At 71.2% G+C, this 21,807-nt stretch carries 19 protein-coding genes; 8 read left to right on the forward strand and 11 right to left on the reverse strand.

The window, feature by feature from the left end; translation table 11 throughout:
• Positions 1-77 precede the first annotated feature (77 nt).
• Positions 78-416, forward strand: coding sequence for a histone-like nucleoid-structuring protein Lsr2 (locus JO379_RS19185; protein ID WP_130878269.1), 339 nt, complete (start codon positions 78-80; stop codon positions 414-416).
• On the opposite strand, the gene JO379_RS19190 is transcribed toward JO379_RS19185, so the two are convergent.
• Positions 347-1,033, reverse strand: a complete 687-nt coding sequence (locus JO379_RS19190; protein ID WP_209516027.1) for an SCO3374 family protein — start codon at positions 1,031-1,033, stop codon at positions 347-349. The two genes, JO379_RS19185 and JO379_RS19190, sit on opposite strands and share 70 nt — an antisense overlap.
• 499 nt (positions 1,034-1,532) lie before the next feature.
• Between JO379_RS19190 and JO379_RS19195 the strand changes: the two genes are divergently transcribed.
• On the forward strand, positions 1,533-4,058 hold the full coding sequence (locus JO379_RS19195) for an ATP-dependent Clp protease ATP-binding subunit (RefSeq protein ID WP_130878268.1): 2,526 nt from the start codon (positions 1,533-1,535) through the stop codon (positions 4,056-4,058).
• A gap of 88 nt (positions 4,059-4,146) precedes the next feature.
• On the opposite strand, the gene JO379_RS19200 is transcribed toward JO379_RS19195, so the two are convergent.
• A complete protein-coding gene (locus tag JO379_RS19200) occupies positions 4,147-7,188 on the reverse strand; it encodes a serine protease (protein WP_209516029.1) in 3,042 nt (1,013 codons plus the stop codon).
• A 5-nt stretch (positions 7,189-7,193) separates the two neighbouring features.
• Positions 7,194-7,523, reverse strand: coding sequence for a trypco2 family protein (locus JO379_RS19205; protein WP_209516032.1), 330 nt, complete (start codon positions 7,521-7,523; stop codon positions 7,194-7,196).
• Positions 7,524-7,958: 435 nt separating this feature from the next.
• Here JO379_RS19205 and JO379_RS19210 point away from each other — a divergent pair, with 435 nt between their 5' ends.
• Together JO379_RS19210 and JO379_RS19215 are read left to right on the forward strand one after the other, a co-directional pair.
• A complete protein-coding gene (locus tag JO379_RS19210; protein ID WP_130878265.1) occupies positions 7,959-8,708 on the forward strand; it encodes a M23 family metallopeptidase in 750 nt (249 codons plus the stop codon).
• Positions 8,709-8,922: 214 nt separating this feature from the next.
• Complete coding sequence (locus JO379_RS19215; protein ID WP_130878264.1) at positions 8,923-9,384, forward strand: VOC family protein; 462 nt, start codon at positions 8,923-8,925, stop codon at positions 9,382-9,384.
• Between the two features lie 24 nt (positions 9,385-9,408).
• Here the strand turns inward: JO379_RS19215 and cseC are convergent, their stop codons facing one another.
• From cseC to JO379_RS19240, 5 genes are all read right to left on the reverse strand, one after another.
• Positions 9,409-10,707, reverse strand: coding sequence for a two-component system sensor histidine kinase CseC (gene cseC / locus JO379_RS19220; protein WP_130878263.1), 1,299 nt, complete (start codon positions 10,705-10,707; stop codon positions 9,409-9,411).
• Positions 10,708-10,794: 87 nt separating this feature from the next.
• Positions 10,795-11,502 carry a two-component system response regulator CseB gene (gene cseB / locus JO379_RS19225; RefSeq protein ID WP_209516035.1) on the reverse strand — a complete coding sequence of 236 codons (708 nt, stop codon included), beginning with the start codon at positions 11,500-11,502 and terminating at the stop codon, positions 10,795-10,797.
• A gap of 7 nt (positions 11,503-11,509) precedes the next feature.
• Positions 11,510-12,169, reverse strand: coding sequence for a hypothetical protein (locus JO379_RS19230; protein ID WP_307842063.1), 660 nt, complete (start codon positions 12,167-12,169; stop codon positions 11,510-11,512).
• A complete protein-coding gene (locus JO379_RS19235) occupies positions 12,157-12,705 on the reverse strand; it encodes a SigE family RNA polymerase sigma factor (protein ID WP_130878261.1) in 549 nt (182 codons plus the stop codon). Before JO379_RS19235 ends, JO379_RS19230 begins: the two co-directional genes overlap by 13 nt.
• A 230-nt stretch (positions 12,706-12,935) precedes the next feature.
• Positions 12,936-13,829 carry an iron-sulfur binding domain-containing protein gene (locus JO379_RS19240; RefSeq protein WP_130878260.1) on the reverse strand — a complete coding sequence of 298 codons (894 nt, stop codon included), beginning with the start codon at positions 13,827-13,829 and terminating at the stop codon, positions 12,936-12,938.
• A 149-nt stretch (positions 13,830-13,978) separates the two neighbouring features.
• On the opposite strand from JO379_RS19240, the gene JO379_RS19245 reads away from it, so the two are divergent.
• The 3 genes from JO379_RS19245 (at position 13,979) to JO379_RS19255 (ending at position 17,260) form a co-directional block, all read left to right on the forward strand.
• Positions 13,979-16,030, forward strand: coding sequence for a sensor histidine kinase (locus JO379_RS19245; protein ID WP_209518750.1), 2,052 nt, complete (start codon positions 13,979-13,981; stop codon positions 16,028-16,030).
• Positions 16,027-16,689: a response regulator transcription factor gene (locus JO379_RS19250; RefSeq protein WP_278046320.1), complete on the forward strand. Its 663-nt coding sequence runs from the start codon at positions 16,027-16,029 to the stop codon at positions 16,687-16,689. The genes JO379_RS19245 and JO379_RS19250 overlap by 4 nt, the downstream gene beginning before the upstream one ends.
• Positions 16,690-16,780: 91 nt before the next feature.
• Positions 16,781-17,260, forward strand: coding sequence for a pyridoxamine 5'-phosphate oxidase family protein (locus tag JO379_RS19255; RefSeq protein WP_209516038.1), 480 nt, complete (start codon positions 16,781-16,783; stop codon positions 17,258-17,260).
• Positions 17,261-17,315: 55 nt separating this feature from the next.
• Here JO379_RS19255 and JO379_RS19260 read toward each other — a convergent pair whose 3' ends face one another.
• Positions 17,316-17,903 carry a phosphatase PAP2 family protein gene (locus tag JO379_RS19260; RefSeq protein ID WP_209516040.1) on the reverse strand — a complete coding sequence of 196 codons (588 nt, stop codon included), beginning with the start codon at positions 17,901-17,903 and terminating at the stop codon, positions 17,316-17,318.
• A 239-nt stretch (positions 17,904-18,142) separates the two neighbouring features.
• On the opposite strand from JO379_RS19260, the gene JO379_RS19265 reads away from it, so the two are divergent.
• The gene (locus JO379_RS19265; RefSeq protein WP_209516042.1) at positions 18,143-18,958 is read left to right on the forward strand and encodes a hypothetical protein; all 816 of its coding nucleotides are present in this window, start codon (positions 18,143-18,145) and stop codon (positions 18,956-18,958) included.
• Positions 18,959-19,067: 109 nt separating this feature from the next.
• Here the strand turns inward: JO379_RS19265 and disA are convergent, their stop codons facing one another.
• Positions 19,068-20,192, reverse strand: a complete 1,125-nt coding sequence (gene disA / locus JO379_RS19270; protein WP_130878256.1) for a DNA integrity scanning diadenylate cyclase DisA — start codon at positions 20,190-20,192, stop codon at positions 19,068-19,070.
• Between the two features lie 126 nt (positions 20,193-20,318).
• Positions 20,319-21,734, reverse strand: coding sequence for a DNA repair protein RadA (gene radA / locus JO379_RS19275; protein ID WP_209516044.1), 1,416 nt, complete (start codon positions 21,732-21,734; stop codon positions 20,319-20,321).
• Between the last annotated feature and the right edge of the window lie 73 nt (positions 21,735-21,807).

Consider the following 21,807-nt stretch of genomic DNA (forward strand, 5'->3'; position numbering starts at 1 on the left):
GGGGGGTTTGTGTTTTTTCGAGAAAGGCGGTTTGCTATTCCCTCGTAATCCCTTTTCCACTGCTGAAAGGATTCCCCGTGGCACAGAAGGTTCAGGTCCTTCTTGTTGATGACCTCGACGGTGGCGAGGCGGACGAGACCGTGACGTTCGCGCTCGACGGCAAGACCTACGAGATCGACCTCACGACTGCGAACGCGGACAAGCTCCGTGGGCTGCTGGAGCCGTTCACCAAGAGCGGTCGTCGCACGGGTGGCCGCGCCGCGGCCGGTCGCAGCAAGGTGCGCGCCGGTGCCGCCGGTGGCAGCCAGGACACCGCGAAGATCCGCGCGTGGGCCAAGGAGAACGGCTACAACGTCAACGACCGCGGCCGTGTCCCCGCCGACATCCGTGAGGCGTACGAGAAGGCCAACGGCTGATTTCCCGTCGGCTGATCCCTGCGCGCCTTTCCGGCACGCAGCAATCGGGTCCGGTGGCACTCCGTGGCCGCCGCGCTCACGAGCCGTACGAGATCGGGGGCGCCCCCATCGCCCCCGAGGCCGGTCACCGGCAGCGTCGGCTCGACCTCGCACCCCGGCTCGGGAGGCCGTACCCAAACGGCCTCCCGCGAGCCGGACGGCCCCAGCCGTCCGCAGCGCCCCCGGCCACCGCCGACGGGCGCCGGCGCGGCCATCCGGCCGCCCGGCCCCAGCGCGGTCAGCTCCAGGGTCACCCCGCCCCACTCCAGCCAGTCGAGCAGCGCCGGCAATTCGTCCGCACTGCCCGCGGCGATCAGGAACCGCATCCTGCGGGCCTGTCCGTCGTACGCGACCGGCCCGGTGCGCGGCACCCGGCCGAGCACCGCGAAACCGGCGTCGGCGGGCAGCTCGAGCACGTCGAAGCGCACCCCGGTGAGCAATTCCAGGGGCCGCCCGCCCAGCGTGGGCCAGCCCATCCGGTGCTCGTACCAATGGCGCCACTGGCACCATGGGTAGGAGGCCTCCACCTGGTGCGAGGCGTCCAGGGATCCGCAGGGGCGCGGGAGGACAACGGTCATGACTGAAGCAACTGCGGAAACCCCAAGAGGTTACGCAGGGTGGATAGTTGGGCACGCTGCGTATAGGGCCGGCGGGGCGCATAAAGGCCCCGCACGGTGCGAGGGTGTTCGCCCGTAGCGGATGGGATGGGCCCGTGCGGCATGGAGTGTCCGTGCCCGCGGGTAAGACATTCCCCGTGGGGAGAGGCGATATAACGGCGCGCGGAGCGGGTCGCCGGGGTGGCGGTCGGGCTGCGGGCGGGCGTGTCGGCCCGGGCACGCGTTCGCCATCGGCGTAGTGATGGTGGGCGTATATGCCTGGCCTGCGGGAACATCGTCTCCCACCATCGGGTTGGAGGAGTTGTCGGCTGTTCGGCAGCAGGTTTCCCCGCCGACGCGGGGTGATCCGGACGGATGTCGGCAGTTGGAATGAGCTGTCCCGTCCTGCGGGACTAGCATGCGGAAGGACAGGGAGGGGACCGACCCCTAACTGCCTGACCGCTCTGAGGAGCGATTAACGATGTTCGAGAGGTTCACCGACCGCGCGCGGCGGGTTGTCGTCCTGGCTCAGGAAGAAGCCCGGATGCTCAACCACAACTACATCGGCACCGAGCACATCCTCCTGGGCCTGATCCACGAGGGTGAGGGTGTCGCCGCTAAGGCCCTGGAGAGCCTCGGGATTTCGCTCGAGGCGGTCCGCCAGCAGGTGGAGGAGATCATCGGGCAGGGCCAGCAGGCTCCGTCCGGTCACATTCCCTTCACTCCCCGTGCCAAGAAGGTCCTGGAGCTCTCGCTCCGCGAGGCCCTTCAGCTCGGCCACAACTACATCGGTACGGAGCACATCCTGCTCGGCCTGATCCGTGAGGGCGAGGGCGTCGCCGCCCAGGTCCTGGTCAAGCTGGGCGCCGATCTGAACCGGGTGCGGCAGCAGGTCATCCAGCTGCTCTCCGGCTACCAGGGCAAGGAAGCCGCCACTGCCGGCGGCCCGGCCGAGGGCACGCCCTCGACCTCGCTCGTCCTGGACCAGTTCGGCCGCAACCTGACGCAGGCCGCTCGCGAATCCAAGCTCGACCCGGTCATCGGGCGCGAGAAGGAGATCGAGCGGGTCATGCAGGTGCTCTCCCGCCGTACGAAGAACAACCCGGTCCTCATCGGCGAGCCCGGCGTCGGCAAGACGGCGGTCGTCGAAGGCCTGGCCCAGGCCATCGTCAAGGGCGAGGTGCCCGAGACCCTCAAGGACAAGCACCTCTACACCCTCGACCTCGGCGCCCTGGTCGCCGGCTCCCGCTACCGCGGTGACTTCGAAGAGCGCCTGAAGAAGGTCCTCAAGGAGATCCGCACCCGCGGCGACATCATCCTGTTCATCGACGAGCTCCACACCCTGGTGGGTGCGGGCGCCGCCGAGGGCGCGATCGACGCCGCGAGCATCCTCAAGCCGATGCTGGCACGGGGTGAGCTGCAGACCATCGGTGCCACCACGCTCGACGAGTACCGCAAGCACCTGGAGAAGGACGCGGCCCTCGAGCGCCGCTTCCAGCCCATCCAGGTCGCGGAGCCGTCGCTGCCGCACACGATCGAGATCCTCAAGGGCCTCCGCGACCGCTACGAGGCGCACCACCGCGTCTCCATCACGGACGAGGCCCTGGTCCAGGCCGCCCAGCTGGCCGACCGCTACATCTCCGACCGCTTCCTGCCGGACAAGGCGATCGACCTGATCGACGAGGCCGGCTCCCGGATGCGCATCCGCCGGATGACCGCGCCGCCGGACCTCCGCGAGTTCGACGAGAAGATCGCCGACGTGCGCCGGGACAAGGAGTCCGCGATCGACTCGCAGGACTTCGAGAAGGCCGCCTCCCTCCGCGACAAGGAGAAGCAGCTCCTCGCCGCGAAGGCGAAGCGCGAGAAGGAGTGGAAGGCCGGCGACATGGACGTCGTCGCCGAGGTCGACGGCGAGCTGATCGCCGAGGTCCTGGCCACGGCCACCGGCATCCCGGTCTTCAAGCTCACGGAGGAGGAGTCCTCCCGCCTGCTGCGCATGGAGGACGAGCTGCACAAGCGCGTCATCGGCCAGAAGGACGCCATCAAGGCGCTCTCCCAGGCCATCCGACGCACGCGTGCGGGCCTCAAGGACCCGAAGCGCCCCGGCGGCTCGTTCATCTTCGCGGGCCCGTCCGGTGTCGGTAAGACGGAGCTGTCCAAGACGCTCGCCGAATTCCTCTTCGGCGACGAGGACGCGCTGATCTCCCTCGACATGTCGGAGTTCAGCGAGAAGCACACCGTCTCCCGGCTCTTCGGCTCCCCGCCCGGATACGTGGGTTACGAAGAGGGCGGCCAGCTCACCGAGAAGGTGCGCCGCAAGCCGTTCTCCGTCGTCCTCTTCGACGAGGTCGAGAAGGCCCACCCGGATATCTTCAACTCGCTGCTGCAGATCCTGGAGGACGGTCGCCTGACCGATTCCCAGGGCCGCGTGGTCGACTTCAAGAACACCGTCATCATCATGACGACGAACCTCGGCACCCGGGACATCTCCAAGGGCTTCAACCTGGGCTTCGCCGCCCAGGGCGACGTCAAGACCGGGTACGAGCGGATGAAGGCCAAGGTCAACGAAGAGCTCAAGCAGCACTTCCGGCCCGAGTTCCTCAACCGTGTCGACGACACGGTGGTCTTCCACCAGCTGACCGAGGAAGACATCATCCAGATCGTCGACCTGATGGTCGCCAAGGTGGACGAGCGTCTCCGCGACCGCGACATGGGCATCGAGCTCAGCTCCGAAGCCAAGTCGCTGCTGGCGAAGAAGGGCTACGACCCGATCCTGGGCGCCCGCCCGCTGCGCCGCACGATCCAGCGCGAGATCGAGGACATCCTCTCGGAGAAGATCCTCTTCGGTGAGCTGCGCCCCGGCCACATCGTGGTCGTCGGCACCGAGGGCGAGGGTGAAGAGAAGAAGTTCACCTTCCGTGGCGAGGAGAAGGCAGCCCTGCCGGACACCCCGCCGATCGAGTCCGCCACCGGTGGTGCGGGTCCGAACCTCTCGAAGGACGCGTAAGTGGTACCTGCCCTTGAGGCAGCGTGAACAGCAGGGCCGGCCCCGGAACCGTTCGATCGGTTCCGGGGCCGGTTTTGTTTTGGGGTGGTCAGGGGATGATCTGCAGCCGGTCGCCGAAATGCTCGGCACCGAGCACTTCCAGCTTGCCGCCAGGAGCGGGGGGTGCCACCTCCAGCTGCAGCGTCTGCGCCTCTCGTAAGGGGGAGAGGTCCAGTGATTCGTCCGCTATCAGGCGCAGCAAGGCCAGGTTGGGGAAGAACCGGAGGATTTGCTTGTTCACCGTGGAATGGTCGAGGAGGCTGAGACCGAGTTCGGTGACCTGTGGCAGTGCCTCCGCCTCTGAGACGACGGCACCCAGGCCAGTGCTGTCCATAACCAGCCGCAGCGATGGAGATGCCAACGCCGACAGCGCCGAGGTGTCCGCCAACCGGGGACAGCCGATGACGAACAGGTGCTCGACCTCCGGGTGGTCTCGAAGGAAGTCCAAGTCACACAGGGCGGAGTTCCCGCTCAGCCACAGCTCACGCACCTCACGTCCTTCCAGGCCCCGGCGTAGGTCGGCTGAGCTGTGGTTCTGCTCGATATAGAGCGATCTGATCGGACCGAGGCGGCGCAGCTCGGAAACCTGTTCCGGGAGGGAGAGGTGCAGCCCCACGTCATCGAGCCGCATCGTGGCAAGGACTTCTGTCGCGTATCGCCCGGGGTGCTGGAACCCCCATCCGCTGGCGACCGAATTCCGGACTTGCGGCGAGCTGTGTTTCCCGTAGCGCCCCAGCAGCGGGAGAGCCGAGTCCCCTAGCGAGCCCAGCAGTCTCGCGACCCTGTCTCCTTGATCGGCGTCCAGTCCCTCCGGCTCCGGGAGAATCGGCAGCACGTCCGGCCCCAGAGAGGCCAGAAAGCCGCTCTCTCGCCCATCACGCGGCGGCCCCAGTGCCTTGAGCCCGTTCCACACCGCGTCATACAGCTCGTCGTCCACATACGCCGAGCCGATCGCACAGGCGGCGGCGAGCGTGCGGAGCGGCCATTCCGCCTCCGGATCGGATGCCTCGTCCGCCGCCTTCAGCAGCCCCGAGATGACCCGCCGGGCTTCGCTTCGCCCGCAGTGCCCGATCACGAGCCGGATGACGTCCTGCCACTGTTCCTCGGCCGCATGGCCCAGCAATTCGTCCAGGCTGTCGTTGTCCCGGAACTCCTTCGCCGCGAGATAGTCCTGGAACGTCCGATGAATGAATTGAATGACGTCCGTGGAACGCTCCTGGAGCAGCCCACTGCGGTTGAGCAGATGCGTCAGCACCTGGTCCGCCGAACCCTGCTCACGCACGTGACGTAGACCGCCCATGGCCAGCCCCAGCTGGCGTACCGCCTGCTCGCGGGAGAGTTCCACCCGACCGTTGCGGACGAGCCACACGGCGATGCGCTGGAGCAGCTGCTGGCCGTCGTCGACGTCGAGGGTGATGCCTTCCGGTTTGTGGATGCGGCGGTAGTCGTCGCGACCGCCGAGCAGCATGGCCAGTGCCGCACGGTAGAGGTCCCACCGGGTGCGGGGCAGCAGACCGCTGCGGCGGCGATGCAGGGCGCAGATGACGGCGCACAGCAAGGGCGTACGGGCCAGGTCGCGCAGAGTGGCGTTGCGCTCGAATTCCTGGGCGAGGTCGCGCTCCAGGGAATCGAGCCGGCCGCGTTGCCGCCGGGCGTGCGGCGCGTCGGTGAAGCGCTCGCACTCCAGCCTGGCGGCCCGGTGCCAGGCACCGACGAAGGCCTGGATATCGGTGTCGCTCATCGGGAGCAGCAAGAGCTCCTCGAAGCCCTCCGACTCCAGCCAGGAGTCCGCGACGGCGAGCGGTCGCACGGTGACCAGACAGCGGGTCCTGGGGTGGAGGCGCAACAGCTCGGCAAGCCATCTGCGGGCGGGGGCGCGGTCGGGCTGGGGAAGCTCGTCCAGGCCGTCGACGAGCAGGAGGGCCCGGCCTGACTCCAGCACGCGTCCGGCCCAGCCGCTCGGCGGGTCCTCCACGGGGAGCTGGGCGATGGTGGGCAGCCGGTCCGGGGTGGGCGTCACGATGCCCTGCGCCGCGAGGCTGCGCATGGGGACGACGAAGGGGACCAGGCCGTTGAGCGCGCTCAGCTTCGCCGGCAGGGTGCGGCAGGCGGCGTGGGAGGCCAGCCACCACACCAGGGTCGTCTTCCCGGCGCCCGCCTCGCCGCGCAGGACGGTCCGGGGCCTGGAAGCAAGGAGGTCCTCGACGCGCTGGGTCTCGGGGCGGGTGTGGTGCTCGCCGTGGTCGGCCGTGTGCCGGGGCGCCCGGGCCTCCAGGCTCAGATAGGCGGTGTCCAGGTCCCAGCTGTTCTCATTGCTGCCGAGGTCGTCCAGGCCGAAGATCTCCAGGCGGCTGTAGCGGGCCTTGACCGCCTTGGCGTACCGCTCCTCGTAGGCGATGTCCTCGGGGTGGGAGGAACGGACCTCTTCGAAGGGCGGCGCGTCCGGCCAGTGATGCCGGAGAGCGGATGCAAACCCGGCATCTTCCGCGATCGAGGCGAGCGGGATGGCGTCGATCGAGGAGTGGTCCCAGCCCATCGGGTCCGAAGAGGCAATGCCGCACAGAACCGGTCCGGTGAAGAGCGGTCCACCGGACAGTCCTGCCCAAGGCGAGCCGCCGTCCGGTCCGGGCGCGGGCGGGTGATGGTCGCAACGCAGAACGGAGCGGCCCCGCAGCAGGCCTGACAGCGGCAGGAGGGTGCCCGCGACCTGCACCGCTTCCAGTTCGTCCTCGCCGTATCGCTGGACCTGTGGGAAGCCCAGCACCTGGCACGCCTGTACGGGCTGCCCGGTGGCGATGGCGCCCCAGCGGAGCGGCGCGAGGCCTTCTTCGGGGATCAGGGCGTGCCGTGCCCGCAGAAGAGCGGCGTCGCAGCGGCTCGGGTGGCCGGCCCACACGACGTCGCAGCGCGCCGGGACGGTTCTCCCACCAGGGGCGATGACCACTGCCTGGGGGCGGCTGACATTAGGGAGACAGCCGACGCTGAGGAGGTGAGCGCTGGTGAGAACGAGGTCGGGTGTCAGCAGCACCCCGCTGCCCTGGGACTCGGCCAGCACCGCCACGAGGCGGTCCTCCACGGACCGTAAGCGCACGCCCGTCACCCGTCGGCGGAGCCGAACCGCGACACCCCGGCCGGGCGGTCGTTGCCGACCTTCCAGCCCTCGCCCGTCCGTCTGTCCTTCGGGGTCAGGGTGAAGGCGACCTTGTGGGTGCGGGTCGAGCCGCGGGACGCCTCCGCGTCCGCGCTGACCACCCAGGCCTTCACGCCGCCCTTTCCCTTGGCGTCCTTGCGGATCTCGACGGTGAATTCCATCGAGATCTCGCCGACGTCGAAGCCCAGGTCCCGGCCCGTGCCCCGGGCGGCGGCCTCGGTGAGGCCGTTGCGGACCGCCTCGACCGCGTCCGCCAGCTCGATGTCGTCGTTCATCGTCGTGCCCCCCGGCAGATGGGCCGCGCGTGCCGCGGCCGCTGCCCGGGAGCGTACCGCCGGGGCGGGGACCGGCCCCCGGGAACGGGCGGGCCTGTGACATGAGTGAACCGTGGAGCCCCTGGTGCTATTGGTGCGTGCAAAAACGCGGAATGGCACCGGGACCTAGGTCCCAAAACCGGTAAGGCCGTAAGTCCATTCACGGTGATACGGCCCATAGGGCGTGGGTCACATACTGAGCCGGTTAGTAGAAATACCGCCCCCCGAAATCCTCTATTTCTGCTCGACATGGCCCCGCACAAGGCGGAGATCACGCGCCGCCCCGCTACGGCATTCGCTAGTAGAGGCCACCCTTGGCTGGACGGCGAATGCGGGTTACCAAGGTATGGCGATCCCGGTCCGCAGCCGGGACCTATTCATGCCTGGAGGTTTCCCATGTCGAAGCACACCACTTTCCGTAATTCCAGTAAGACCCGTCTCCGTGCCCGTACCGCCGTCGTCGTGGCTGTCGGTCTCGGTGCCTCGGTCGCACTGGGCACCGGCGCGGCGCTCGCCGCGGACACCACCTCCGCTCAGGCACAGCTTCCGGCCTTCGCCTCCGTCGCGGCCCTGGACGACGCGCTGAACGCGCAGGCCGAGACGCAGCTGAAGGTCGCCGCCAAGGAGAAGGCGAAGGCCCAGCAGGACGCCGCCCAGCGCGCTGCCGACGCCCGTAAGAAGGCGGAGGCTTCCCGTAAGCAGGCCGAGGCCGCCCGTAAGAGCATCGACGCCTGGGTCGCGCCGGTCGCCAGCTACCAGGTCGGCCAGCCGTTCGGCAAGGCCGGCAGCATGTGGGCCAACAAGCACAGCGGCCAGGACCTGGTCGTCGGCACCGGTACGTCCGTGATGGCCGTGCACGGCGGTACGGTCGTGAAGGCCGGCCCGAACGGCGGCGGTGACGGCCCGGCGTACGGCAACGCCATCGTGATCAAGCACGACAACAACACGTACTCGCAGTACGCGCACCTCTCGCAGGTGAAGGTCTCGGTCGGTCAGACCGTGACCACCGGCCAGCAGATCGGTCTGTCGGGCTCCACCGGCAATTCGTCCGGCCCGCACCTGCACTTCGAGATCCGTACGACCCCGAACTACGGCACCGCCGTCGAGCCGGTGGCCTTCCTCAAGGCCCACGGCGGGAACCTCTGATCCAGGCGGATATCGCATAACCACAAACTGCGGGGACCACGGGCCCCCGAGCCGGACACCACCGGCTCGGGGGCCCGTGCCGTGTCCGCTGATACCCCGGACGCCGATAGCCCGGACACGCGGTCGCCGAAATTCCTTCGCAATTCTGGGGAAGCAGACCGCCGCCACCCGTGCCTACGGTGTTGGGGAAGGACGCAGACCCCGGGAGCTCGCAATGATCAAGGGAATTGCCATCACCACCGTCTGGGTCCTCGACCAGGACCGGGCGAAGGAGTTCTACACGGACAAGCTCGGCCTCGAGGTCCGTACCGATATGACCATGGGCGGCGACAAGGGCATGCGCTGGCTCACGGTCGGCGCGCAGGACCAGCCCGACGTGGAGCTGACGCTGATGGTCCCCGGGCCGCCCGTCATGGACGCCGAGTCGGCGGAGGCGCTGAAGGCGCTGGTCTCCAAGGGGGTCCTGGGCGCGGGGGTGCTGAGTACCGACGACATCCGGCGCGACTACAAGGCGTTCCAGGCCAAGGGCGTGGAGTTCCTGCAGGAGCCGCAGGTACGCCCGTACGGCACCGAGGCGATCCTGCGGGACGACTCGGGCAATTGGTTCTCCCTGACCGAGCGCAGTGAGCGGCTGGACCTCGACAAGGACTGGGGCGAGTGTGTGGACCCGATGTAGCGGGTCCACACACTCGGACACGCCCTAGTCCGGGACCTGGATGATCGGGAAGCTGCCGGTCGCCGTCGGCGACGACTCGGGCAGCCAGAGCACGGCGACCGCGCCCCCGTCGCCCTCCGCCGTGGGGTCCGCGTTGCGGAAGGTGAGGCGCGCGCCGAGGACGCGGGCCTGGCCGGCCGCGATGGTCAGGCCCAGGCCGTGGCCCTTGCCCGCGCGGTCCTTGCTGCCCGTGCGGAAGCGGCTCGGTCCCTCCCGCAGCAGTTCCTCGGGAAAGCCGGGGCCGTGGTCGCGGACCCGCAGGACGCGGCCCTCGACCGTGACCTCGAAGGGCGCCTTGCCGTGCTTGGCGGCGTTGGCCAGCAGATTGCCGAGGATCCGCTCCAGACGGCGCGGGTCGGTGGAGACGTAGGCGTCGCGGACGACCTTGACCGTCGCGTCCGGGGCCGCGGCCCGCACCCGCCGGAGCACGAACTCGCCGAGCTCGATCTCCTGCATCTCCGCCCGCTCCGCGAAGCCGTCCAGCCGGGCGACCTCCAGGACGTCCTCCACCAGCGTGCGCATGGCCTGGGCCCGGTCCCGTACGAGCTCGGTGGGGCGGCCCGGCGGCAGCAGCTCGGCCGCCGTGAGCAGGCCGGTGACGGGGGTGCGCAGCTCGTGCGCGATGTCGGCGGTGACCCGCCGCTCGGCCTCCAGCCGGTCCTGGAGGGCCTCGGCCATTCCGTCGACCGCGCGGGCGAGGTCGTCGGTCTCGTCGCGCACCCGGCCGCCGATGGCCTCGCGGACGCGCACGTCCGGGTCGCCGTCGGCGAGCTTGCGGGCGGCGGTCGCGGCCTTGCGCAGCCGTCGCGAGAGCTGGCCGCCCACGAGGATGCCCAGCGCGCAGCCGCCGAGGACGACGGAGACCGAGCCGACGATCAGCGCCTTGTCGAGGTCGTCGAGGATGTCGAAGCGGTCCTTGAAGCGGGTGTGTATCGAGAGGACCTTGCCGTTGCGCAGCGGCACGGAGGCCCACACCTCGGGCGCGCCGTCGCCGGAGTCCTGGAGGTAGGTGGCGCGCAGCCCGATGTCGGCGGCGTCGCGCAGCTGCTTCGGGAGCGCGGGGTCGTCCAGCTTCGCGCGGAGCATCAGCCGGCCGGTGGTCTCGTAGAAGCGCTGGGCGACCTGGACCCGCTCGTCCATCACGTCGCGGCTGTTGTCGAGCATGGAGACGCGGGCCGCGTTGTGCACGACGAGGCTCAGCGCGACGGCCACCAGGGCGCCGACACCGGCGATGGCCAGGCTGACCTTCCAGCGCAGCCCGCTGCGGAGGGCGAGCTTCACCACGGCGCGACCGTGTCCTTGCCGGTCGCGCGAGGGGGCGCGGGGCGCGCGATCATGCCCTTCGCCATGCGGGGGTTCACCACCTGGCGCTCAGCCTCTGAGCTTGTAGCCGAAACCACGGACCGTCTCGATCCGGTCCTGGCCGATCTTGCCCCGCAGCCGCTGCACGTGCACGTCCACCACGCGGGTGTCCCCGCCCCAGCCGTAGTCCCAGACCCGCTCCAGCAGCCGGTCCCGGGAGAGCACGGTGCCGGGCGCGGCCGAGAACTCCAGCAGCAGCCGCATCTCGGTCGGGGTCAGCGCGACGGGCAGACCGGCCTTGCGGACCTCCATGCCCTCGGTGTCGACCTCCAGGTCGCCGAAGCGCAGCACGCCGCCCTCGATGGAGTCGGGGGTCTCGGCCGAGGCGCTGCCGTTCGGGCCGCTGGCGTGGCCGAAGCGGCGCAGCACGGCCCGTATCCGGGCGACGAGCACGGCACCGTCGAAGGGCTTGGTCACATAGTCGTCGGCGCCGGCCTCCAGGCCGAGCACCACGTCGATGGAGTCCGCGCGGGCGGAGAGCATGATCACGGGCACGGTGGACTCGTCACGGATCCGGCGGCACAGGCTCACGCCGTCCAGGCCCGGGACCATGACGTCCAGCAACGCGATGTCCGGCTGACGCTCCCGGAATCTCTCCAGCCCCGTCAGCCCGTCCGGTACCGCGGTCACCTCGAAGCCGTCGCGCTCCAGCGCCAGCTGGGTGGCTTCGCGGATGACGTCGTCGTCCTCGACGAAGAGCACATGCGTATCGCCCACGCCGCTCTCAGCCCTCCGTTCCTTCGCTCGGGAGATCGGCCTTGCCGTCGTTCCCCGTCTTGCTGTAGTCGGTGTGCGTGCGGCCCGTCTCGCGGAACTCCTTGCCCGACCAGTGGTACGTCACGACATCTTCGCCGGACGCGCAGCACACCGCGTCACCGGGGCCGTAGACCTGCTTGGTGACCCGGAGGTCACGGCGGTCGATCTCGGCGTAGACGGGCGGCTGCTCGGCCACGAACACGTTCTCGTACCCGTCGCCCTTGGCACGGTACACATACGAACCGATGCCGATGCCGTCACCGCAGGTCAGGATGTTCACCACGAGATCGGAACGGGAGCCGTCGGTCAGTTTCCCGTAGGTCACGTCGACCGGGTACTGGTTCTTCACGCACGGCTTGAGGTTCTTCTTGATCTGGTCGCCGACCTTGGGATCGCCCTTGATCAGCTTGACGGCGTCGACCTTCTCCTGGGTGGGAGTGGCCGACGCCGGAGGCATACGGGTGGCTTTCGCCGCGGACTGGCTCTGGGCCGGTCCCTCTTTCCGTACGCCCTGACTGCTCGCGTCGCAGCCGGCAAGCAGAAGACCGGCGACGGCGGCCATTCCCGCGACCGCGCCGCCGGTGATCAGTGCCGGCTTGAGGGGAGCCGCCTTTTTCAGGCCGCGCACCGTTCCTGCCCCCGCTCGCTGCGTTCGAGGGCGTGGAAGTCCAGGTCACGGCTCTCCAGCTCCTGGCGCAGTCGCGCCAGGGCCCGGTGCAGCGTGCTCTTGACCGTGCCGGTCGACATGCCGAGCGCCTCCGCGGTCTCCTCGGTGCTCATCTGCTCCCAGTGTCGCAGCACGACCACACTGCGCTGCTTGGGTGCCAGGACTCCGAGGATGTCCATCAGCAGGGCGCGATCGGCGTGCTGCTCGGTGCCGTCCTCGACGCGGGCGTCGGGGAGCTGCTCCGTGGGCACCTCGTCGAGCTTCCGGGCGCGCCACCACTCCGTACGAGTGTTGATCATGACACGTCGCAGGTAGGCGTCGGCCAGCGACTTGTCCGCTATGCCTTCCCAGCGGCCGTAGGTGCGCACCAGGGCGGTCTGGAGGAGGTCCTGCGCGTCGATGGGGTCCGGCACGAGACGGCGGGCGCTGCGCAGGAGGGCGTCCTGACGATTGCGCACGTACTCTTCGAAGTCCAGAACCTTGCCGCTGCTGGCCATCTCGCAGCCTCCATTCCGCTTGCGTCCCCACGTCACGCTGGTGGTCCTCCAGCACGAGTAGGACGCTACGGAGACGCTGTTGCGGCGTGATGTGCAGCAGCCCTTCGACTGGTGCACAGCTACCCATAGGTTGTGTAACAGCGGGGAGGAAAGAGCGGCTCTGTCCGTTTCGCAGGGCGAAACGAACACACAGCGTCGAAACAAAGGCAACCGGCGGGCTGTGGGTCCGGCTACGTCAGCGGCAGCCGGTAGGTCCCGTCGGCGAGCGGCTCGACCAGGCCGTCGGCGACGAGACCGTCCAGCGCGCGGGCCCGCTGCACGGGCTCCTCCCACACCGCGTCCAGCGCCGACTGCGGCACCGGCCCGACCGCCTCCCGCAGCACCGCCAGCAGCTTGCCGCGCACCTGCCGGTCCGTACCGGCGTAGGTCTGGCCGCGCCGCGGCGGGCCGTCGTGGGCGGGCGAACCCGCGGCCTTCCAGGCGCAGCGCCCGGCAATCGGGCAGCGGGCGCAGGACGGCGTACGGGCGGTGCAGACGAGCGCCCCCAGCTCCATCGTCGCGGCGGCCCAGCGCGCGGCGACGGGCTCCTCCTCGGGGAGCAGCGTGCGGGCGAGCTTGCGCTCGGCGGCCGTGGTGGCGTTCGGCGGGTACTGCGCGCCGCTCACCGCACGGGCGAAGACCCGGCGGACGTTGGTGTCGAGGACCGCGTGCCGCTGCCCGTACGCGAAGGACGCCACGGCGGCCGCCGTGTACTCGCCGACGCCCGGCAGCGCCAGCAGCTTGGCGTGATCGCGCGGCACCTCACCGCCGTGCCGCTCCGTGATGGCCGCCGCCGCGCCGTGCAGCCGCAGCGCGCGCCGGGGGTAGCCGAGCCGGCCCCAGGCGCGCACCGCCTCACCGGGCGGCTCGGCGGCCAGGTCGGCGGGGCGCGGCCAGCGGGCGAGCCACTGCTCGTAGACCGGCAGGACCCGGCTGACGGGGGTCTGCTGGAGCATGAACTCGCTGACCATCACCCCCCACGGCCCGGCCTCCGGGCGGCGCCACGGCAGATCGCGGGCGTGCTCGTCGAACCAGTCGATGACGGGGGCGTGCAGGACGGTGGGCGTCTGGGGCATGGCAGTCATGGCGTCACCGATCCTGGCACGGGCGCGTACGACGGGGAAACGCGCCGGGCCCCGAACACCTGACTTTCGACAGGGGCGAGGGCCGGGCGGACGCTTGTACCGTCGAGGCGGTGAGAGGCGCGACGACCCCGCTGACGGGGCGGTTTCCGATGGCGGGCGGGCGGCTTTCGGCATCGGCGCGGGCCGTCCCGGCCGGGCGGGCCCTGCGGGGCGCCCTGCTGTGGGCGGTGCTCGCCGTGCCCGCGCTCGGCACCGCCTGGCTCGGCCTGACCGAGCCGCAGCCCTGGTGGCGGCATGCGGGCGCGTCGGTCGTGCTCGCCGTGGCCGCCGCCGTGTCGCGGAAACGGCCCGTTCCGGCCCTCCTCCTCGCCGCGGGCCTGGGCCTCGCCGCCTCGCCGTCCCTCTTCACGCTCTCGTACGGGCCCGCGCTGTCGGTCCTCGGCTATCTGCTGGGCCGTCGCTCGGCGGCGCCCCGCCCGGCCCGGTCGGCCTTCGCGGGCATCGCCGCGGTGGGCACGGCGCTCGTGCTCCTCCGGGGCACGGACCCGGTGATCGAATGGCTGGTTCTGATCGGCACGCTGCTGTTCGGCGGGGTCTTCCCCTGGCTGACCGGCCGCTACCGGCGCCAGTACCGCGAACTGGTGGCCGCGGGCTGGAGCCGCGCGGCACAGCTCGAACGCGAGCAGGAGATCGTCGCGGACCGCGCCCGGCTGCGCGAGCGGGCCCGGATCGCCCGGGACATGCACGACTCCCTCGGCCACGAGCTGAGCCTGATCGCCCTGCGGGCCGGCGCCCTCCAGGTCGCCCCGGGCCTCGACCCCGCCCACCGCACGGCGGCCGCGGACCTCCGCGAAGCGGCTGCCGCCGCGACGGACCGCCTCCACGACATCATCGGCGTCCTCCGCGACCCCGAACCCGGCCCGGGCCCCGGCCCCAGGCCGCCCACGGCCCCGCTCGTCCCGGCGGACGAGACGATCCCCGCCCTCGTCGAGCGGGCGGCGACCTCGGGCCTGCGCGTCACCTTGCGCGCGGTTTCCGGGGACGGCGGGGTGTCGGTGGCCGGGGCCGGCCCGGACAAGCCCGTGCGGCACGGTGGCCCCACCGAGGCCGGCCCGGCCGTGACCGGTCGGCCGGTGCGCGTGCGCGCGGCCCCCGGGGACGGCGGGGCCGTGCGGCAGGGTGCTCCTGCCGGTCCTGCCGGTCCCGCCGCGGGCGGCGCCCGGCAGACGGTGCCGGAGACCGACGACTCCGCCGGAGCGGTACCGGCAGGCGCACGGCCGGGCACTTCCGGTGCCCCGACCATGGCGGAGCGCGCCGCCTACCGGGTGGTGCAGGAGGCCCTGACCAACGCGGCCAAGCACGCGCCGGGCGCGGAGGTCGAGGTGACGGTCGAGCGTGGCCCGCACGAGACCGTGGTGACGGTCGTGAACGGACCGGCTGCCTCGGACGGCCCGGCGCGCAGGCCCTTGGCACGCACCGCCGCCGGCCCGGTGGCCGCTCCCGGCCGCATCCGGGCGCACACCCGGGAAAACCCCGCCACGACGCCGTCAGGCACAGGCGCAGGCACCGGCACAGGGTTGCTCGGCCTGCGGGAACGAGCCGCCCTCGCCGGAGGCGAGTGCGTGGCGGGGCCGTACGAGGGCGGCTTCCGGGTGGTGGCGCGGCTGCCTCACGCGGCGGCCGGGGGCGGGGAGGCCGCCGTCTTCGGGGACACCGGCGACGGCCACGCGTTCGCCCGTGCCCGCCGAGCCGCACGCCGACGTGTCGTCGTGCCCTTCGCCGTCGCGGGCGCCGGCGCCGCCCTGTTCGTGGCGGGCGCCTTCGGCTGGTACGCCTACATCAAGACGCACTCCGTGCTGACCCCCGCCGCCTACGCGGGCCTGCGCGTCGGCGCGCCCTACGCGGCTGTCGAGCCCGTCCTGCCGGATCTGACCGTCACCGATCCACCGGCCGATCGGGCCCCCGTGCCCCCGCCACCCGGTGCCGAGTGCCGTTACTACCGGGCGACCGGCGAGCTCTTCGTCAGCGTCGACCACTTCCGGCTCTGCTTCCGCGACGGCCGCCTCGTGGCGAAGCACGCCGTTCCCCGGGCCGGAGGGCCCGGTGCCGTGCAGCGGAAACCCGCACAGCAGGAAGCCGCACAGCGGAAAGCCGCACCGCAGGAAGTCGTACAGCAGGAACAGAAGGAGTGGGTGCGGTGACGGCGATCAGGGTGCTGCTCGCGGACGACGAGACCATGATCCGGGCGGGCGTACGGGCCATCCTCGCCGCCGACCCGGGCATCGACGTGGTCGCCGAGGCGGCGGACGGCCGCGAGGCCGTCGAGGCGGTCCGCGCGCACCGGCCCGACGTGGCGCTCCTCGATATCCGGATGCCGCGCCTGGACGGGCTCGCCGCGTGCGAGGAGATCCGCCGCACCACCCCCGGCACCGCCGTCGCCATCCTCACCACCTTCTCCGAGGACGCGTACGTCTCCCGCGCCCTCGGCGGCGGGGCCACCGGATTCCTCCTCAAGTCCGGCGACCCGTACGAACTGATGGCCGGCGTCCGCGCCGTCGCCGACGGCGGCGCGTACCTCTCCCCGAAGGTGGCCCGGCACGTCATCGCCGAGCTGGGCGGCGAACGGCTGACGCGCGGCGCCGCCGCCCGCGCCCGGACCGCCGGGCTCACCGCCCGCGAGCGGGACGTCCTCGCCCTGGTGGGGGCCGGGCTGTCCAACGCCGGCATCGCCCGGCGGCTGCACCTCGTCGAGGGCACGGTCAAGGGGTACGTGAGCGCGATCCTGAACCACCTGGAGGTCGGCAACCGCGTCCAGGCGGCGATCGTCGCCTACGAGGCCGGGCTGGTGACCGAGGGCTGACCGGCACCGGCACACTCCTGCGGCCCCATCGATCGGCTCCTGGCCGGTACCCGGCTGGTACCCCCGGGCCGATCGGGGTGGAATGGGGATCATGACCGAAACTCACTCCCGCCCCCCGCTGGAGCTCCTCGCCGCGCTCGACGCCCACACGACCATGACCCTGGCGTACACCGATGAGGACGGCCCGCAGGCCTGCGCCGTGCTCTACGCGCCCGCCGAGGAGTCCGCGCCCGCGCTGGTCTTCGTCACCTCCGCCACCACCCGTCACGGCCGTGCCCTGCGCGACGGCGAGACGCGCGTCGCCTTCACCGCCCAGCGTGACCACCAGGACTGGGTGGCCCTGACCGGCATTCAGGGCCGGGGCGTCTGCCGCCGCCTGGAGGGCGCGGAGCGCGAGGCCGCGTGGCAGTCGTTCAGGAACCGCTTCCCGTACGTCGAGCAGACCGAGCAGCTCCGGCAGGCGATGGAGCGTGAGGACCTGTGGGAGCTGCGCCCCGACTGGCTGCGGCTGATCGACAACGGTCAGGGCTTCGGCCACAAGACGGAGTGGCCGCCGCCCGCCGCCGCCTGACGACACGTCCGGTCGGGCGGCGTCCGTCACCCCGGAGCACCGTATGGCGCCCCTGTCACCCCTTGACCAGGACGCTCCATGGGCCCGTTCCCGCCCGGGCCCGTTCCACCAGGGCCGTGCCCCGGCGCGTGAGCAGCCGGGCGCCCAGCAGCGCGACGGCGGCGCCGAGCGCGAGGCCCACCGCCACGTCGTGCGGGTAGTGCACACCGAGGAAGACCCGGGAGAAGGCGACCAGCACTGCCAGCGGCAGCACCAGCCACGCCATCACCCGGCGGGCGACCGCGATCCCGGTGGCCAGGGCGGCCGCGAGAGTGGCGTGGTTGCTGGGGAACGACCAGTCGTCGGGCGCCGGGCAGGTGGCGAGGGACGCGGCGGCTCCGGTCACCGCCCGGCACGGCCTGACCTCCTCGACGAGGCTCTTCACGACCTCGCTCACGGCGTACGCGACCGCCGTGGTGACCGGCACGAGTGCCGCGAGCGCCACCCCGCGCGCCCCGCCCCGCCTGGCCCGCCACCAGATGCCGACGGCCACCGCCATCAGCAGCAACAGTCCGGCCTCCGTGCCGACTTCCGCGAGGGAGCGGACCCACTCCGGGGTGCTGCGGGCGTGCTCGGTGATATCGCGATAGAGATCGTTGTCCATGGTGGGGACGTTATGAAGCGTCAGGTACACGGCACATCGGCCCATCGGCAGGGCCATGACCTGACCTTCGTCGGATGGCGCGGCCGTTCTCCGGTGTGCGCATGACGCCGTTCTCCGATGTGCGCGGGGCCCCGAGGCGCGTATGGCGGTGCCCGGAACCGGGTAGATGATGAGAAAAGTCTGCACTCCTACGGCGGGTACTGGCTGGTGCCCTGGCCGATCTCTCGTAGAGTCTTCGCGTGGGATCTCTGCGCAATCCGATCGGGCCGCTTCCCTCCTCCATCTACTGGCGGCGGAGGGCAGTTGCGCTTGGCCTGCTCGGCCTTCTCGTGCTGCTGGTGCTGTGGGCCGTCCTCGGGGGTGGTGGCGGCTCCGACGGCGACCGGTCCAATGGATCGAACGGCAAGGGTCCCGGCGACACCACCATCACGCCCGGACCCACCCCCTCGGGGCCGCATATCAGCCAACGGCCGGGTGGTCGCGATGAATCGGGCAACGGCGGCTCCGGCGGCGGCGACCATGGCGGAGCGGGAAGTTCCGGCAGTGCCGGTGCGGGCACCGGCGGCGGTGCGGGAGGCTCCGGCGGCGCCTCCGGTGGCGGTGGCGGTCTGGGCACGGGCGACGGCAAGGCCGTTCCGGCCGGCTCCAAGCTGCCCGACTGTGCGTCAGGATCCGTACAGGTGAGCGTGCGCAGCGTGAAGGACGCCTACAAGCCCGATGAGAAGCCGAAGTTCGAGTTCGTCGTGAAGAACTCCGGCAGCAGCGCCTGCAAGGTCGACTTCGGATCGGCCGCGGCCGGCCTCAAGATTGTGAAGTCCGAGGGCAGCGAGCACGTGTGGGCGTCCGACGACTGCGCCAGGAACGGTGCTCCCGTGCTGCTGGAGCTCCCCGGCTCGGGCGAGATCAAGAGCACGCTGGAGTGGGACCGCACGCGCAGCGCCCCACGCTGCGCGACACCATCGGGAGCCGCGACCGCCGAACCCGGTGTCTACAAGGTCGAGGTCAAGATCGCGGGGGTCACCGAGACGGTGAACTTCACGCTGGAGAAGGCCTGATCGGAAGGCTTGATCGGAACGCCTGATCCGAGACGCGCACAGACGGCTACGGCCGGGCCCTCGCGAAGAGGGGCCCGGCCGTAGCCGTCAGATGATCCGGACGCGACCGCTATACGTAGCGCTCGAGGATCGAGGACTCCGCGAGCCGGGAGAGCCCCTCGCGGACCGAGCGGGCGCGGGCCTCGCCGACGCCGTCGACGGTCTGGAGGTCGTCCACGCTCGCGGCGAGCAGCTTCTGGAGACCGCCGAAGTGCTCGACGAGCCGGTCGATGATCGCGCCGGGCAGCCGCGGCACCTTGGCCAGCAGCCGGTAGCCGCGCGGGGAGACCGCGGAGTCCAGCGTCTCGGGGGAGCCGCTGTAACCCAGGGCGCGCGCGACGATGGGCAGTTCGAGCAGCTCGGCGTGGCTGAGGGAGTCCAGCTCGGAGAGCGCCTCCGGGACCGTGCGGGTGCGCTTGGCGGTCGGCTCCGGGACGTAGTCCCGCACGACCAGGTCGCGCTCCGGCTCGACGCCCGCGATCAACTCCTCCAGCTGGAGCGAGAGCAGACGGCCGTCGGTGCCCAGCTCGATCACATACTCCGCGATCTCCGTGGCGATACGGCGGACCAGCTCCAGCCGCTGGGAGACCGCCGTGACATCGCGGACGGTGACCAGATCCTCGATCTCCAGGGCGGAGAGCGTGCCGGCGACCTCGTCGAGACGGAGCTTGTAGCGCTCCAGGGTGGCCAGCGCCTGGTTGGCGCGGGAGAGGATCGCGCCCGACTCCTCCAGGACCCGGCGCTCACCGCCCACGTACAGCGCGATCAGCCGCATCGACTGGCTGACCGAGATGACGGGATAACCGCACTGGATGGACACGCGCTGCGCGGTGCGGTGCCGGGTGCCGGTCTCCTCGGTGGGGATCGAGGCGTCGGGGACGAGCTGCACGCCCGCCCGCACGATCTTGGTGATGTCCTTGTCGACGATCAGCGCGCCGTCCAGCTTGCACAGCTCGCGCAGCCGGGTGGCGGAGAACTCCACATCGAGGACGAATCCGCCCGTACACATCGATTCGACGGTCTTGTCCATGCCCAGGACGAGGAGCCCGCCGGTATTGCCGCGGAGAATGCGCTCCAGGCCGTCCCGAAGGGGCGTGCCGGGCGCGACGGCGCTCAGCGAAGCGCGCATCAGACCGTCAGCACCGGAGCTCCCCCCGGCCTTGCCGGGGCCCGATGCCCGGTCGTTGGCTGCCACTGCACTCCTCCGGTCGCAAGGTCATCGGTGCCGCAGGCCGCCCTGGCTGTCGCGTACGTGCGTACGTACGGGCGAGACCAGGGCAAAGTCTACTGGCGCCCAGCCTATTAGAGAGGGCTCCTCCGGTCAGGCGTCCGCTTCGGCCTCCCGCCGGCTCTCCCGGCGTACCCGCTTGGGTAGCACCCGAAGCGCGTCGCCTATGTCCGCGACCTCCAGAACCTTCATACCGGCCGGGATCTTCCCCGGGTCGGAGGGCACGAGGGCATGGGTGAAACCGAGGCGGGCGGCTTCGGCCAGGCGGCGCTGCACGCCCGTGACGCGCCGGACCTCGCCCGCGAGCCCCACTTCACCGATGGCCACCAAATTCTTCGGCAGCGGGGAGTCGCTGGCGGCGCTGGCGAGGGCGAGCGCGATGGCGAGGTCGGCGGCGGGCTCGGAGAGCTTCACACCGCCGACGGTGGCGCTGTAGATGTCCCGCTTGCCCAGGGCGCTGATCCGGCCGCGCTGCTCCAGCACGGCCAGCATCATCGACACCCGCGAGGTCTCCAGACCGGAGGTGGTGCGGCGGGGCGAGGGGATCTGCGAGTCGACCGTCAGGGCCTGCACCTCGGCCACCAGCGGGCGGCGGCCCTCCAGGGTGACCGTCAGGCACGTGCCGGGAACGGGCTCGGCGCGCCGGGTCAGGAAGAGGCCGCTGGGGTCGGCGAGGCCGGTGATGCCCTCGTCGTGCAGCTCGAAGCAGCCGACCTCGTCGGTGGCGCCGTAGCGGTTCTTCACGCCGCGGACCAGGCGCAGCCGGGCGTGCCGGTCGCCCTCGAAGCTCAGTACGACGTCGACCAGGTGCTCCAGCAGCCGGGGGCCCGCGATCGCGCCGTCCTTGGTGACGTGGCCGACCAGGAGGGTGGCCATGCCGCGCTCCTTGGAGGCCCGGATCAGGGCGCCCGCCACCTCGCGCACCTGGGCCATCCCGCCCGGCGCCCCGTCGATCTCGGGGGAGGCCACGGTCTGCACCGAGTCCATGATCAGGAGGGAGGGCTTCACGGAGTCGAGATGGCCGAGGACGGCGGACAGATCGGTCTCGGCGGCGAGGTAGAGGTGGTCGGAGAGCGCGCCGATGCGGTCGGCGCGCATCCGCACCTGGCTCGCGGACTCCTCGCCCGTCACATACAGCGTGCGGTGCTCGTCGGACGCGGCCTTCGCCGCGACGTCCAGCAGCAGGGTGGACTTGCCGACACCGGGCTCGCCCGCGAGCAGCACCACCGCGCCGGGCACCAGCCCGCCGCCCAGCACGCGGTCCAGCTCGTCCACGCCGGTGCTGCGCGCGGTGGCCTGCCGGCCGTCGACCTGGCCGATGGGCAGCGCGGCTGAGGTCACCCGGCCGGGCGCCGTCGTGCGCACGGCGGGCGCGCCGTACTCCTCGACCGTGCCCCATGCCTGGCACTCCGGGCAGCGGCCGAGCCACTTGGCAGTGGTCCAGCCGCACTCGGTGCAGCGGTAGGAGGGCCGGTCCTTGGCGGACGAGCGAGCGGTACGGGCAGCCATGGGGTCACCGTAGCGGTGCCCACTGACAGGCCCCCGACAGTGGCCCTGGCAGTGCCCTTGCCAGTGCTCCCGA

This window comes from Streptomyces syringium, assembly GCF_017876625.1.
Classification (GTDB): Bacteria; Actinomycetota; Actinomycetes; order Streptomycetales; family Streptomycetaceae; genus Streptomyces; species Streptomyces syringius.

Coding starts and splice junctions, on each gene's coding strand:
- JO379_RS19190 (WP_209516027.1), bottom strand. CDS start 1,033: ATGACCGTTGTCCTCCCGCGCCCCTGCGGATCCCTGGACGCCTCGCAC.
- JO379_RS19195 (WP_130878268.1), top strand. CDS start 1,533: ATGTTCGAGAGGTTCACCGACCGCGCGCGGCGGGTTGTCGTCCTGGCT.
- JO379_RS19205 (WP_209516032.1), bottom strand. CDS start 7,523: ATGAACGACGACATCGAGCTGGCGGACGCGGTCGAGGCGGTCCGCAAC.
- JO379_RS19210 (WP_130878265.1), top strand. CDS start 7,959: ATGTCGAAGCACACCACTTTCCGTAATTCCAGTAAGACCCGTCTCCGT.
- JO379_RS19215 (WP_130878264.1), top strand. CDS start 8,923: ATGATCAAGGGAATTGCCATCACCACCGTCTGGGTCCTCGACCAGGAC.
- JO379_RS19235 (WP_130878261.1), bottom strand. CDS start 12,705: ATGGCCAGCAGCGGCAAGGTTCTGGACTTCGAAGAGTACGTGCGCAAT.
- JO379_RS19240 (WP_130878260.1), bottom strand. CDS start 13,829: ATGACTGCCATGCCCCAGACGCCCACCGTCCTGCACGCCCCCGTCATC.
- JO379_RS19245 (WP_209518750.1), top strand. CDS start 13,979: ATGGCGGGCGGGCGGCTTTCGGCATCGGCGCGGGCCGTCCCGGCCGGG.
- JO379_RS19255 (WP_209516038.1), top strand. CDS start 16,781: ATGACCGAAACTCACTCCCGCCCCCCGCTGGAGCTCCTCGCCGCGCTC.
- JO379_RS19260 (WP_209516040.1), bottom strand. CDS start 17,903: ATGGACAACGATCTCTATCGCGATATCACCGAGCACGCCCGCAGCACC.
- radA (WP_209516044.1), bottom strand. CDS start 21,734: ATGGCTGCCCGTACCGCTCGCTCGTCCGCCAAGGACCGGCCCTCCTAC.